The 14,772-nt window shown below is 63.1% G+C and carries 9 protein-coding genes and 1 pseudogene; 9 read left to right on the top strand and 1 reads right to left on the bottom strand.

Going from position 1 to position 14,772, the window contains the following annotated elements:
- Positions 1-4: 4 nt before the first annotated feature.
- The 6 genes from EDE08_RS26120 to EDE08_RS39160 all read left to right on the top strand — a co-directional run bounded on the left by EDE08_RS26120 (position 5) and on the right by EDE08_RS39160 (position 6,584).
- Entirely contained in the window at positions 5-1,156 is a 1,152-nt protein-coding gene (locus tag EDE08_RS26120; RefSeq protein ID WP_131871637.1) for a branched-chain amino acid ABC transporter permease, read from the top strand.
- Positions 1,153-1,911, top strand: coding sequence for an ABC transporter ATP-binding protein (locus EDE08_RS26115; protein WP_131871636.1), 759 nt, complete (start codon positions 1,153-1,155; stop codon positions 1,909-1,911). The genes EDE08_RS26120 and EDE08_RS26115 overlap by 4 nt, the downstream gene beginning before the upstream one ends.
- A gap of 3 nt (positions 1,912-1,914) precedes the next feature.
- Positions 1,915-2,703 carry an ABC transporter ATP-binding protein gene (locus EDE08_RS26110; RefSeq protein WP_131871635.1) on the top strand — a complete coding sequence of 263 codons (789 nt, stop codon included), beginning with the start codon at positions 1,915-1,917 and terminating at the stop codon, positions 2,701-2,703.
- A gap of 96 nt (positions 2,704-2,799) precedes the next feature.
- Positions 2,800-4,638 carry an AMP-dependent synthetase/ligase gene (locus EDE08_RS26105; RefSeq protein ID WP_131871634.1) on the top strand — a complete coding sequence of 613 codons (1,839 nt, stop codon included), beginning with the start codon at positions 2,800-2,802 and terminating at the stop codon, positions 4,636-4,638.
- A 77-nt stretch (positions 4,639-4,715) separates the two neighbouring features.
- The gene (locus EDE08_RS26100) at positions 4,716-5,915 is read left to right on the top strand and encodes an ABC transporter substrate-binding protein (protein ID WP_131871633.1); all 1,200 of its coding nucleotides are present in this window, start codon (positions 4,716-4,718) and stop codon (positions 5,913-5,915) included.
- 207 nt (positions 5,916-6,122) lie between these two features.
- Positions 6,123-6,584: a hypothetical protein gene (locus tag EDE08_RS39160; protein WP_245524892.1), complete on the top strand. Its 462-nt coding sequence runs from the start codon at positions 6,123-6,125 to the stop codon at positions 6,582-6,584.
- Between the two features lie 133 nt (positions 6,585-6,717).
- Here the strand turns inward: EDE08_RS39160 and EDE08_RS26090 are convergent, their stop codons facing one another.
- On the bottom strand, positions 6,718-7,434 hold the full coding sequence (locus EDE08_RS26090; protein WP_131871632.1) for a transglutaminase-like cysteine peptidase: 717 nt from the start codon (positions 7,432-7,434) through the stop codon (positions 6,718-6,720).
- A gap of 617 nt (positions 7,435-8,051) precedes the next feature.
- On the opposite strand from EDE08_RS26090, the pseudogene EDE08_RS39695 reads away from it, so the two are divergent.
- The 3 genes and pseudogenes from EDE08_RS39695 to EDE08_RS26080 all read left to right on the top strand — a co-directional run.
- Positions 8,052-9,815: pseudogene (locus EDE08_RS39695) on the top strand (FecR family protein); the annotation flags it as partial.
- Positions 9,795-12,320, top strand: coding sequence for a VCBS domain-containing protein (locus tag EDE08_RS39690; RefSeq protein WP_502700643.1), 2,526 nt, complete (start codon positions 9,795-9,797; stop codon positions 12,318-12,320). The pseudogene EDE08_RS39695 and the gene EDE08_RS39690, both read left to right, overlap by 21 nt.
- A gap of 79 nt (positions 12,321-12,399) precedes the next feature.
- Positions 12,400-14,631, top strand: a complete 2,232-nt coding sequence (locus tag EDE08_RS26080; protein ID WP_131871630.1) for a CHASE2 domain-containing protein — start codon at positions 12,400-12,402, stop codon at positions 14,629-14,631.
- Positions 14,632-14,772: the final 141 nt, after the last annotated feature.

Raw genomic sequence — 14,772 nt, 5'->3', positions numbered from 1 at the left:
CGCCATGCGATTCATGTTCAAGACCGACTATGAAGACGACATCAGGCTGTTTCCGCATTCGGGCTACGTCGTCACCTACGGCGTCCTGCTCGCCCTGCTGTTGATCGCACCGCATGTGCTGTCCAGCTATCTGATGAGCCAGCTCGTCTTCGTCTGCATCTATGCAATCGTCGGCGTGGCGCTCTTGATCCTGACCGGCTTCACCGGCCAGGCTTCGCTCGGGCACGCCGCGTTCCTCGCGATCGGGGCCTACACCGCGGCCTATTTGCAGACATACAACGTGCCGTTCCCGGTCTACTTCCTCGCCGCCGGGCTCCTGACCGGCATCATCGGCGCCATGGTCGGCTTTCCTGCCCTGCGGCTCACCGGCATCTACCTCGTCATCGCCACCATCTCCTTTGCCTTGATCGTCGAGGAGATCCTGGCGCGCTGGGAGAGCGTGACCCACGGCAACGAGGGCATGCGGGTCAAGACGCTGTCGTTGCTCGGCGTCGCGGTGCCGCGCGACAGCCCGACCTTCTATTACCTCTGCCTTGCCGTGCTGGTGCTGACCATCGTCGGCACGCTCAACCTGCTGCGTTCGCCGACCGGCCGCGCCTTTGTCGCGATCCGCGATTCCGAGACGGCGGCGCGCAGCATGGGCGTCAATGTCGCGCTCTACAAGGTGAAGTCCTTTGCCATCTCGGCGGCGATCACCGGCTTTGCCGGCGTTCTGTTCGCGCACAAGCTCTCCTTCATCTCGCCCGAGATGTTCACGCTCCAGCTCTCGATCGAGTTCATCATCGTGATCCTGATCGGCGGCACTTTCAGCCTGCACGGGGCGGTGCTGGGCGCGATCTTCATCGTGATGATCGATCCGTTCCTGACCTATCTCAAGGACGACATGCCCGGCATCATCGCCGGCCTCGCCGCGACCTTCGGAGCGAGCCCGGCGACTGCGGGAAACATCCAGTCGAACGTCGCGGCCTTCGCCTCGCTCAACGGTCTGAAGGGCGCGATCTACGGCATCATCATCGTGCTGTTCGTGCTGTTCGAGCCGCTCGGGCTCTACGGCCGCTGGCTCAAAATCAAGCTCTTCTTCCAGCTGTTCCCGCTCTACAAGCGCGCCACCTTCAAGCGGCAGAAGATCTACGTGAAGTCGGAGCGCAATCGATGAGCTATTTCCGTGCCGAGAACCTGTCGCTGCATTTCGGCGGCCTCAAGGCCGTCGACGCGGTCTCGTTCGCGGTCGAGAAGGGCGAGATTCTCTCGATCATCGGCCCGAATGGCGCCGGCAAGAGCTCGATCTTCAACCTGATCTCGCGGATCTACCGGCCGACCTCGGGCCGCATCTTCTTCGAGGACCAGGACATTACGGAGCAGCCGCCCTACGACATCGCCAGGCTCGGCATCGCCCGCACTTTCCAGAACATCGAGCTGTTCGAGAACGCGACCGTGCTGTCGAACCTTTTGGTCGGCCGCCACCGGCACTCGACCACGCAGCTCTGGCAGGAGCTCCTGTTTCTGCCGAGCGTGCGGGCCAACGAGAAGGTGCATCGCCGCCGGGTCGAGCAGGTCATCGAATTCCTCGATCTCGAACCCTATCGCGACAAGCTGATTTCGGGCCTGCCTTACGGCGTGCGCAAGGTGATCGAGCTGGCGCGGGCGCTGTGTTCGGAGCCGAAGCTGATCCTGCTCGACGAACCGTCGTCCGGCCTCAATGTCGAGGAGACCGGCGACATGTCGTTCTGGATCCGCGACCTGAAGAACGAGCTCGGCGTCACCGTGCTGATGGTCGAACACGACATGTCGCTGGTCAATCGCGTCTCCGATCGGGTCATCGCGCTGAACTACGGCCGGGTGCTGGCGATGGGCTCGCCCGCCGAGGTCCAGCAGCACCCCGACGTCGTCGCCGCGTATCTGGGAGCCTGACCGATGGATGCCGCCACGACCCCGGACACCATCCTGAAGCTCTCCAACGTCGAGAGCTATTACGGGCCGATCATGGCGATCCGGGGCATCTCGCTGGAAGTGCCGCGCGGCCGAATCGTCACGCTGCTCGGGGCGAACGGGGCCGGCAAGACCACGGTGCTGAAGACCATCTCGGGCATCCTCGATCCGCAGAAGGGCGCGGTCGAGTTTCTGGGCAGGCCGATCCAACGCATGGAGGCCGACCGGATCGTGCGGCTCGGCCTCAGCCACGTGCCGGAGGGGCGCGAAGTGTTCCCGTTCCTCTCCGTGCGCGAGAACCTGATGATGGGCGCCTATCCGCGCAAGGACCGGGACGGCGTTGCGGAGGATCTGGAGCGTGTCTACGGCTATTTCCCGCGGCTGAAGGAGCGCATCAACCAGCCGGCCGGACAGCTCTCCGGCGGCGAGCAGCAGATGCTCGCGATCGGGCGCGCCCTGATGAACCGGCCGACGCTGCTGCTGCTCGACGAGCCCTCGCTCGGTCTGTCGCCGCTGCTGGTGAAAGAGATCTTCACCATCATCCGCAGGGTTAACGAGGAGCAGGGCATGTCGATCCTCCTGGTCGAGCAGAACGCCAAGGTGGCGCTGGAGACGGCACATTACGGCTATGTGCTGGAGATCGGCCGTATCGTGATGAACGACAGCTGCGACCGCTTGATGCATTCCCAGGACATTCAGGAGTTCTACCTTGGCGCCAAGGAAGCGGGCGCGCGAGGCGAGCGGCGCTGGAAAAAGAAGAAGACGTGGCGGTGAGGACAAGCTGGCAGTAAGATGAGCTTGCCATCCGCGAGCATAGACCGCCGGCAAGGCAGGCAGCGGAGGCAGGCGACAAGGAGGGAGGAGAGGCGCATGGCCCGACCGGCGGTGCTGACGGTCGCTGATACGATCGCGAAGAGCTTCCTGCGCGCCGCCGAGACGCGGGGCGACAGGCCGGCGATCCGCGAGAAGAAGTTCGGCATCTGGCAACCGACGAGCTGGCGCGAATGGCTTGAGATCTCGAAGGAGATCGCCTACGCGCTTCGCGCGATCGGCTTCATGCCCGGCGACGTCGCCTCCATCGTCGCCAACGCCGTCCCGGAATGGGTCCATGCCGACATGGGTATCCTGTGCGCCGGCGGCGTCTCTTCCGGAATCTATCCGACCGATTCCGCGTCCCAGGTCGAGTATCTCGTCAACGATTCCCGCACCAGGGTGATTTTCGCCGAGGATGAGGAGCAGCTCGACAAGATTCTCACCTGCCGCGCACGCTGTCCGTCCCTGCAGAAGATCATCGTGTTCGACATGGAGGGCCTCAGCGGCTTCTGCGACGACATGGTGCTGTCGCTCGACGAGCTTCGCGCGCTCGGCCGCAACCACATGGTCGGCCGCGAAGCGCTCTGGCAGGAGATGATCGACAGCCGCAGCGCCGGCGATCTCGCGATCCTCGTCTACACGTCCGGCACGACCGGTCCGCCCAAGGGCGCGATGCATGCCAACCGCAGCGTCACGCACCAGATGCGTCATGCCAACGACTTCATCCCGGCGCGAGAGGACGAAGACCGGCTGATCTTCCTGCCGCTCTGCCATGTCGCCGAGCGCATCGGTGGCTACTACATCTCGGTCGCGCTCGGTTCGGTGATGAATTTCGCCGAGAGCCCGGAGACCGTGCCGGACAATCTGCGCGAGGTGCAGCCGACCGTCTTTCTCGCGGTGCCGCGCGTCTGGGAAAAGTTCTATTCCGCCATCACCATCGCGCTGAAGGATGCGACGCCGCTGCAGCAATGGGTCTATCGGCGCGCGATCGGCATCGGCTACCGCATGGTCGAGTGCCCGCTCGAGGGCAGGGCGCCGCCGCTGTCGCTGCGGATCGCCAACCGCATCGCCTACCTGGTCGCGTTTCGCAACATTCGCCGCATGATCGGGCTCGACCGCTGCCGCATCGCCTTCACCGGCGCGGCGCCGATCGCACCGGAGCTGATCCGCTGGTATCTGGCGCTCGGCATCGACATGCACGAGGTCTACGGCCAGACCGAGAATTGCGGGGTCGCCACCATGATGCCGGCGGAAAGGATCAAGCTCGGCTCGGTCGGCACCGCGGTGCCCTGGGGCGAGGTCGCGCTGTCGCCCGACGGCGAGATCCTGATCAAGGGCGACTTCCTGTTCATGGGCTATCTGAACCAGCCGGAGAAGACGGCCGAGACCATCGATCCGCGCGGCTGGCTGCACACCGGCGACGTCGGCACCATCGACAATGAAGGCTTCGTCCGCATCACCGACCGGATGAAGGACATCATCATCACGTCCGGCGGCAAGAACATCACGCCGTCCGAGATCGAGAACCAGCTCAAGTTCTCGCCTTACATTTCCGATGCCGTGGTGATCGGCGACAAGCGGCCGTATCTCACCTGCCTCGTGATGATCGACCAGGAGAACGTCGAGAAGTTCGCCCAGGATCACGACATCCCCTTCACCAATTACGCCAGCCTGTGCCGGGCGAGGGAAATCCAGGACCTGATCTGGCGCGAGATCGAACAGGTCAACGGCAATTTTGCCCGCGTCGAGACCATCAAGAGGTTTTATCTGATCGAACGCCAGCTCACCCCGGAGGACGAGGAGTTGACGCCGACCATGAAGTTGAAGCGCGGCTTCGTGAACAAGCGCTACGCCGCCGAGATCGAGGCGATGTATCGCGAGCGTGCAGTGGCGTGAATCATACCTTTCGAAAAAGCGAGGGAGCGATGGCCCCGCCCTTCGCATAATACGGGCCCAAAGGAGAGGAGACGTCAATGTCGAAGTCGTTCCACGCGTTCGGCCTTGCTATGGGCGCTATCGCGCTCGGTTGTCTGCCGGCCGTCGCGCAAACCAAGGTCACCAATGAAGGCATCTCGGCAACGGAGATCGTCATCGGCACCCATCAGGACCTGTCCGGTCCGATCAAGGGCTGGGGCGTGCCGGTCTCCAACGGCATGAAGATGGCCGTCGAGGAGGTCAACGCCGCCGGCGGCATCCACGGCCGGAAGATCCGCCTCGTGGTCGAGGACAGTGGCTACGATCCGAAGAAGGCCGTGCTGGCCTCGCAGAAGCTGATCGAGCGCGACAAGATCTTCGCAATGGTGGGGCCGATGGGATCGCCCACCGTACTCGCCGCGCAGGATATCCTGCTCGACGCCGGCGTCATGCAGCTCTTCCCGCTGACGGCGGCTGAGTTCACCTTCAAGTTCGACCCGGCCAAGCCGCAGGAGCGGCTGAAGTTCAACAATCTGCTTCCCTACGTCGAGAGCACGCGGGCGGCGTTGAAATACATGATGGAGTGGAAGAACTTCAAGAAGCCCTGCATCATGCATCAGGACGACGAGTACGGAAAGAACGTGCTCGACGGCTTCAACCAGCAGCTCGCCGCCATGAAGGTGCAGCCGGCCTCGATCACGAGCTACAAGCGCGGCGCCTCCGACTTCTCGGCGCAGGTCGCCAAGATGAAGTCCGACGGCTGCGACCTCGTCGTGCTCGGCGCGGTCCTCCGTGAGCCGATCGGCACAATGAGTGAAGCCAAGAAGCTCGGCTGGGACGTCACCTTCCTCGGCGCGACACCCGTCAACGTGATGGAAGTGCCGATGCTCGGCAAGGAGGCCGTCGAGGGACTCTATGCTGCAAGCGGCTTCGAGATCCCGTACGAGGACACCGCCAAGGGCAAGGTCAAGGACTGGCTGGTCAACTACAAGAAGATGTTCGGCACCGACGCCAACACCCAGGCCATCATCGGCTACAACGCGGTGATGACGTTTGCGTTCTACGCCAACAAGGCCGGCAAGGATCTCACCGGGCAGAAGATGCTCGATGCGCTCGAGTCGGGCGAGAAATTCCTCGACATCTTCAACTCGCCGCCGACCAAGTTCTCCAAGACCGACCACCTCGCCAACACCATCACCCAGGTGCAGCAGGTCAAGGGCGGCCGCTGGGTGCTGGTGAAGGACAATCTGATGTTCTGATGCTCTCTTGCGGAGAACTCGGTGCACCCTCTCCCCTTGCGGGAGAGGGTGGCTTCGCAACGCGAAGCCGGGTGAGCGGTTCTCTCCGCGAGGCGTTGTCCTTCGAGCGCGCCGATAGAACCCCTCATCCGGCGCGCGCAGTGCGCGCGCCACCTCCCAAAACGGAGAAGGAAGTAAAGAGTGAGGCGCGCCCTACAGCCGGCTGTTGTGGGCGAGAAGCTGTCGCAGGAAAAGGGCGGCGCGGCGATGGGCAAAACCGGCCGTCGGGCGTTAAGCAGAAATCCCGTGCCTGATCAGAACATCGCTGATTCTGACTGTCGGCGGACAACACTGGCATTCTTGTGTATAGTTCTACGCGCGCGCGAGGTGCCTGTTTTGGGGTTCGGAGTCATGCACAAGACACTTGCATCACTGTTGTCGTTGGCCATCATTGCTGTTGTTTGCGGCTACCCGGCGAGGGCGCAACAGGTCGCGGCCGAAACGCCGAAGGATGAGCTGTCCGCCCAGATCCGCTTGCAAGGTTTCGCCTGCGAAAAAGCGCTTGGTGCAACACGGGACAAGAAGCGCTCCCGGCCGGACTACGCTGTCTGGGTCCTCAAATGCAGCAACGCGACCTACAGGGTCTCGCGTGCCCCGGACATGGCGGCAAAGGTCGAGCTGCTCCGATGAGCGATGTGAGTGAACGCGTGGTGCATGATCCGGACCCGAAGCGCCGCGCTAGCGCAAAGTGTGCAGCGGTTTTCTGAAAAGATCATGCGCGATCAAGAAGCTAAAGCGCGATGATTTATCCCGATCTCATCGCTTAGTGCACTGAGGCCATTACCGGCTGGTCGGCATATTTCAGCACCGCAGACTGATGGAGCACGAACAGCGGTTGATAGCTCCGCTCAGCGTCGTCCTCGACCATCGCCATGCGGCGATTGTCGAGCATCAGCCAGTGGCCGTCGAGACGTGCAGCAGCAATCGCGTGCTCCTCGCCGGCGCGGGTGTCGCGCACCACGACGATGCGGAGGTCTTCCGCAGCTACGCCCGCCAGCCGCAGCGCGGCGAGCTTGGCGATGGCATAGTCTTCGCAATCGCCGGCGCCGCGCACGAAGGTCGCGAGCGGCGAGCTCCAGACGTCGTCGGTGCCGTCGTTGGCCGCGTGGATGGCGAGATTGATGGCGCGGTTGGTCTCGCCGAGGCGCGCACGGCCATCGCGGGCGCGGGCCTGGTCGACGATGGCGAGCAGCTTCAGGGCCGCGGGCGAGACGCAATTGTCCCGGTCGCCGTCGCACAGCGCGAGCTGCACCATGTCGTCGTCGAGCTTGTCCTTCAGCGTGGACCATTTCTGCTGGAGGCCGCCGGATGAGATGGCGAAGGCGAACACGCCGAACGGTTCGGCGGATTTGCGTACGAGGACGCCGGCGCCGGGCGACAGCAGCGTGCCGGCGCGAAGCTCGGCGGCCGATCCCAGCAGGATCAAGCCGCACAAGATCAGGATTGCACGCCAGGCGCGCGAGCGAGCAGCGGTCTCCATCTGACATCCCCTTCCCAGGCTTCGCGAGATCCCCTCGATCTCGACGTGCCGGGCTGTGTTGCTTCCCTGGAGATAGTGCGAGGCGGGCCGTTCTGTTCTGCTTAACGCGCCCGGCAGGGGTCCTAAAACCGTGGGACAGGCTGAAGCAGGCCAGCCCAAATTGCCTAAAATTTTACGGTCCCGAGGCTAGGGAGGGCGCTGCCGTGGTATGGATCCCGTTGCAGGCAGGCGTTGCGAGGTGGCTGATTCTGCGTCCTATGGCTAACAGCGCGCTATTTCGGGGGTTCTGTTACCTAGGTCACAGATCTAGTTCCATATCTGGCGCAGGATGTTGCCGGGCACCATGCAATGAAGATGACGCAAGTATCGCTTCGACCAATTTTACAATGAACGACTTGGGATGATGGGGAATGCGTGCATCTAAGCTCAATTCGACTTCAGAATGCTTGGAGTGTTACTTCAGCTTCTCTGGGAGTGCGCCAGCCTGCGGGGGCTCTTATGACCAAGTGACGCGAAATCACACGAGCAATAGATGGTTTCGCTAAGGACTTGGTAATGCTAAGCAAGCTTAGGCAATTGATACTTACTTAAATTTTAACCCTTTTGCGGTGCCCCGGTTGAACTACGCTGGCAAATTCGACGCCGCGACGTCCTTGGACGGCCAGGTTTCCGGTACGCCTGGCCACGTCCATGCCGATTCCCTTGCGGCCAAGCCCTTCATCGCAAAGGGACATGGCCATGTGCCTGATGGCGCGTTCGTCGTTCCCGACCCCAACCTGATCTTCAACGGCGAGTTCAAGCGCGCCGGCCTCGATCTCGTGCTGTCCCACGAAGGGCAGGAGTTCGTGGTTCACGATTATTTCAGGGGCGAGAAGCGCGCCGCAATCGCCTCGCCCGACGGCGCCCACCTCACCGGCGACATCGTCAATGCCCTCACCGGCCACGTCCAGGTTGCCCAGGCCGCGCCCGGCACCGCTGCGGCCCAGGTCATCGGTCACGTCACAAAACTCTCCGGCAGTGCGACCGCGATTCGCAACGGCGTCTCGGTCATCCTGAACAACGGCGACAATGTCGAGAAGGGCGACGTGGTCTCGACCGGCGCCGATTCGACGCTTGGCATCACCTTCATCGACGGCACCGTGTTCGGCCTGTCCTCCAATGCGCGGATGGTGCTGAACGAGATGGTCTACGACCCCAACGGGTCGAGCAACTACTCGCTGCTCAGCCTAGTTGCGGGCACCATCACCTTCGTCGCCGGCGAGACCGCCAAGCATGGCGACATGAAGGTCGACACGCCGGTCGCCACCATGGGCATCCGCGGCACGGCGGTGCTGACCCAGATCAACTTCGTCGTTCCCGCCGGCGGCGGGGATCCGCAGCCACAGGCGAGCTTCCAGGTACTGGTCGAGCCGAACGGCACGACCGGCTCCTACATCCTGTTCGACAAGGTCACGCTGCTGCCGATCGCGACGGTGAACCAGGCCGGCCAGATGATCCAGATCAGCGGCGGCAACGTCTCGATCGGCAATGCGCTGATGTCGCCGGAAATTCAGAAGCTGATCACGGACGTGTTCACGCTGAAGTTCACCGACAACAACACCAACACCAAGCTGACCACGAACTTCACCGACACGATCACGCCGATCAGCCTGGACTTCGCGTTCAAGTCGGGGTCCGGCCCCGTCGCAGTCGCGACATTCGTCAATCTCAGCCCGCAGGGACGCGACGGCCCCAGCAATTCAACGCAGCAGGCCACCCGTATTCCCGGCCAGCCGATCGTGCAAAGCTTCGACGCCGGCGGGAATGTAAAGACGGCGTTCGCGCTGACTGAGCGCGCGGGCATAACGGGCGACACGAACGCCGATACGATCACCGGCCTGATCAGATTCGTCGATCAAAACCTCGGCGACCGGCCGACAGTGTCGGTGAGTCTCGCCGAAGCGCCGAACTACGTCTACAAGAGCGCCGGCCAGCAGGACGTTACTGCCTCGCTCACCGAGCTCCAGAAGCAGGGCATCGCAGCGACGCAGATCCAGATCAGCGTCGTCGCCGACCCCGCCAACGAGAACAATGGCTCGGCGGTCTGGACCTACACGATCCCCGACAAGGTCTTCGACTTCCTCGCGGCCGGCGAAACCCTGACGCTGACCTACATGGTGCGGGTCGATACCAATTTTGTGGTGAACCCCGAGTCCAGGTTCATCCCGATCACCATCACGATCACGGGGACGAACGACAAGCCTACCGTCGCGACGTCGGGTGGCACCGTCATCGAGCAGGTCGGGACCGGTAACGAGGCTCTGGACGTCATCACCGGCACGGTCACCTTCGCCGACGTCGATCTGACGGATCGGCCGATCGTGAGCGCTGAGCTCTCGTCGACCCAGCCGTTCAAATATCTCGATGCCGAAGGCAACGACATCACGGCCACGCTGACGCCGCAGCAACTCGCCGCGATCGCAGCCGTCAAGGTGCCGCTGACGGTGGTGCAGGGTGCAGGGAACGGCAACAACGGCTCGGCCACCTGGACCTACAGCGTTCCCGACCATCTCTTCGACTTCCTTGCCGAGGACGAGAAGCTGATCCTCAATTACGTGGTGCAGGTCGATGACGGGCACGGCGGCATCGTCAGCACGCCGCTCACGGTTTCCATCAATGGTGCCGACGTCAATGTCGAGGGCACCAACGACGTACCGACGATCATCGAGGACGACACGATCTCGACCGGCGCGGTGACGGAGGATACGGAAGTCCTGACGGCCAGCGGTACCATTGCCTTCAACGATCCTGACCTCACGGATACACACACCGCGAGTTATATCCTGAAGTCGACGACGTCGAGCGCGCATCTGCCCGGATTCGGCGATGGTACCTCGCATATTGGCACGTTCGTGCTTGGACCGGTGAGCGAGAACCCGGGCGCCGGCACGAAAGGGGCCGTGGGCTGGACCTTCACGATCGACAACAACGATCCGGTGCTCCAGTCGCTGGCGCAGGGCCAGACCATCACCCAGGTCTACACCGTTACGGTCGACGATCTCCACGGTGGAACGGTCACCAAAGACGTCACGGTCACCATCACGGGGGCCAACGACGCCCCGACCATCACGAGCGATGAAGACGCGGCGAAGGGCTGTGTCACCGAGGACACGGGCCCGACACTCTCGATCTGCGGCACACTGGCGATCCAGGATCTCGACCTGATCGACACTCATGCCGCGCAGGCCGTGTTCAAGTCGTCGACGTCGAGCGTACATCTGCCGGGCTTCGACGACGGCACGCCGCTCGGCTGCTTCACGATTGATCCGTCGGTGTACGAATCCAACACCGACACCGACAACGGCGCGACGCTGGGCTGGCATTTCACGCTCGACAACAGCAATGCGGTGCTGCAGTCGCTGGCGCAGGGCCAGACCATCACCCAAGTCTACACCGTCACGATCGACGACCATCACGGTGGGATGGTCACGCAGGACGTCACCGTCACGATCAACGGTATCAACGACGCGCCGACCGTCACCAGCAGCGCCGCAGATGCCACTGGAGCGGTGACCGAGGATGCCAGTGCGACGTTGGCGATCTGCGGTACGCTGGCGATCCAGGATCTCGACCTGATCGATACCCACACGGCGGAAGCCGTGTTCAAGTCATCGTCCGTCAGTTCGGCCCTGCCGGGATTCGGTGCCGGCGCGAACATCGGTAGCTTCACGATCGATCAGTCCGTGCTCGAATCCAGCACCGATACCAGCAACGGCGCGACGCTGGGCTGGCACTTCAGCCTCGACAACAGCAATGCGGTGCTGCAGTCGCTGGCGCAGGGCCAGACCATCACCCAGGTCTACACCGTCACCTTCACCGACGATCATGGCGCCCAGGTCTCTCAGGACGTGACGGTCACGATCACCGGCACGAACGACGCGCCGACCCTCGCCGATCTCGACATTGGTCCGCTCACGGATACTGCCGCGGCCGACACCTTCTCCGATCTCACCGGCCATTTGTCCGGAACGGATGTCGACAGCGGCGAGACGGCGACGTTGACCTATGCCGTTCTGAACGCAGATCACCATGCGGTGACGACGGTTGCAGGACTGTACGGCTCGCTGACGGTCAACCCCGACGGCAGCTACAGCTACGTTCCCGACGCAGCCGCGATCAACGCGCTTTCGGAGGGCGACTATACGGATACGTTCACCGTCCAGACCAAGGACGCGCATGGTGCGACCGGCACGGCAACGCTCACGGTGGACGTGACCGGCGCGGACGACGGGAACGCCGCACCGGTGATCGACGTGAACCAGATCAGCGTATCGCAGGAAGGCGTCCAGGTCTTCATCCACGGCATCACGGTCATCGACGCCGACGCTGCTCCCGATGAAACATTCGCACTCACCGTGGCGGCGGATTCGGGCACTTATGTGGAGCCTGGACCGACGTCCGATACGCTGGCGAGTGTCAATTCAGCACTCCAGGGGCTGATCTATACGGAGCCGAGCCAGAGCGCGACTGCGACGGATAAGTTGGCGGTCACGGTGACCGACGGTCACGGCGCGACCGATACGATCAATCTGATCTTCAACCTGAACGAACAAGGCCCGGTCGCCCTCGCCAGCACCAGCGGCAAGGATGTGCTGTTCGGGACCGGCTATCAGGACCAGTTCGTATTCGCCGCCGACTCCAACCACGACACGATCCTCGATTTTGAGCACGGTCAAGATCACATCGACCTGACGGCGGTTGTGACGACCGATATCGACTCGGCATGGATAGCCCAGCACGTGGCGGCCTCAGGAGCTGACACCCTGATCACGATCAATGCGACGGACACCTTCCTCCTGAAGGGTGTCGCCCAGGTCCAGGCGAGCGACTTCATCGTCCATGCCTGATCGCTGCGCGATGGGCTGCGACCGTCCGCACAGCCGATCCGCGCTGCCGTTCGCCGCGAAAGCGTGATATCCAACCCTCATGAAACGTCTCAAGATCCTGCGGCGGTGGTTTGCGCGGAAGCTTGGCCTTGCGCGGCTGATGTGCCTCGTCCTGCTGGTTCTGTTTGCCGGCGCCCGCCTCTGGGATCCGCCGCCGATCCAGGAATTGCGGCTGCGCACCTTCGACATGTTCCAGCTGATCGATCCGCGCCACAAGGCGGTGCGGCCAGTCACCATCGTCGACATCGACGACAAGAGCCTCGCCAAGCTCGGTCAGTGGCCGTGGCCGCGGACGCGGATCGCCGATATGATCCAGAACCTCACCCAGAGCGGCGCGGTGGCGATCGGCTTCGACGTGGTGTTTTCCGAGCCCGACCGGCTCAATCCGGACCTGGTCGCGGACCAGATGCGCTCTCTCGACGATGCCACCCGCGCCAAGCTGCGCGAGCTTCCAACCAATGACCAGATCCTCGCCGAAGCGATCAAGCGCTCGCGCGTGGTGCTGGGCGAGACCGGGCAGCGGGCGATCTCGTCCGAGATCGACAAGTCGCTGCCTTTCACCGGCGTCGCGACGGTCGGCGAGGAGGGCGCCGAGCGATTTCTGTTCGAATTCCCGGGCCTGCTTCGCAACGTACCGGTCATCGAGAAGGCCGCGGCCGGCCGCGGCCTGTTCACCATCAAGACCGAGCGCGACGGCCTGATCCGCCGCGTGCCGATGGTGATGCGCGCCCAGGGCAACATCATGCCCTCGCTGAGCCTCGAGATTCTGCGCGTCGCCACGGGCACGCCGACGCTGCTGATCCGGACCGACAAGACCGGCGTGCGGGCCGTTCGCCTCAAGGGCGTCGAGATTCCGACCGACAAGAACGGTCAGCTCTGGGTGCATTATGCGCGCCAGGACCCCTCGATCTACGTCTCGGCGGCCGACGTCCTCGACAACACCGTCCCGCCAGCCAAGCTCGCCGGAAAGCTGGTGCTGGTCGGCACCTCCGCGGTCGGGCTCAACGACATCAAGACCACGCCAGTGTCCTCGACCATGCCCGGGGTCGAGATCCATGCCCAGGTGCTCGAGAGCCTGCTGAGCAAGGCGGTGATTTCCCAGCCGAGCTACGCGCTCGGCGTCGAATTGATCGCCGCGCTCGTCATCGGCCTGCTCGTCATCATCTTCACCCCGAATCTCGGGCCGGTGCGCCTCGTCCTCGCCGGTGCGACGTTCGCAGCGATCCTGGTCGGCACGTCCTGGTTCTTCTACGCGCAGCGCCGCTACCTCATCGACTTCACCTATCCGCTGCTCTCGACCACCGCGATCTATCTGACGCTGATCTTCGCCAGCTTCGTGCGCGAGCAGCGCCAGCGCGTGCAGATCCGCGGCATGTTCGCGCAATACATGTCGCCGGTGCTGGTCGAGCAGCTGGCGCAGTCGCCGGAAAAGCTCGTGCTCGGCGGCGAGGAGCGCGAGATGACGATCATGTTCTCCGACGTGCGCGGCTTCACCACGATCTCCGAGAGCTACAAGCACGATCCGCAAGGGCTGATCGCGCTGATGAACCGCTTCCTGACGCCGCTGACCGACGTGATCATCGAGCGCAAGGGCTACATCGACAAATACATGGGCGACGCCATCATGGCGTTCTGGAACGCGCCGCTCGACGATGCCGAGCACGAGGTCAATGCCTGCGAGGCGGCGATCCAGATGTTGGAGCAGATCGACGTGGTGAACAAGGAGCGCGAGCAGGAAGCCGCGGATGGCGGCCACGTCTACATCCCGCTCAATGTCGGTATAGGTCTCAACACCGGTATCGGCGTCGTCGGCAACATGGGCTCCGACCTGAAGAAGAACTATTCGGTGCTGGGCGACAGCGTGAACCTGGCCTCGCGGCTGGAAGGGCAGACCAAGGAATACGGCTTCCCGATCATCGTCGGATCCAGGACCGCGCTCGCGGCCAAGGAGAAGTTCGCGATCCTCGAGCTCGACTTCATCATGGTCAAGGGCAAGACCGAACCGGAAGTCATCTATGCCATCGCGGGCCGCGAGGACGTGATGCATTCGGGCGCGTTCCAGCGCCTGCGCAATATCACCATCGAGATGCTCGGCTGCTACCGGAGCCGCAACTGGCAGGGCGCACTGGACGCGATCGAGCGCGGCCGCCGCAGCGAGGACGCCGACACGCTTGAGAAGCTGTTCAAGCTCTACGAGGCGAGGATCAAGGAGTTTCAGCTCAATCCACCGCCGGAGGGCTGGACCGGTGCGTATGCGCTGCTGACGAAGTAGGCTGCAAGTGAGTGGGCATCGCTCGTGCCAAACTAGAGCGGTTCACGAATTTATTGAATCGGAAGGGATTCCGGATCTGGGGCGAATATGATTCAAGATGCTGGCTGGGCTGGAGGCCAGCATCCGATGGTGCGACCCATT

The organism is Bradyrhizobium sp. R2.2-H, from assembly GCF_004346455.1.
In the GTDB taxonomy this organism is placed as follows: domain Bacteria; phylum Pseudomonadota; class Alphaproteobacteria; order Rhizobiales; family Xanthobacteraceae; genus Bradyrhizobium; species Bradyrhizobium diversitatis.
This window is presented reverse-complemented; position numbering and strand designations above follow the sequence as displayed.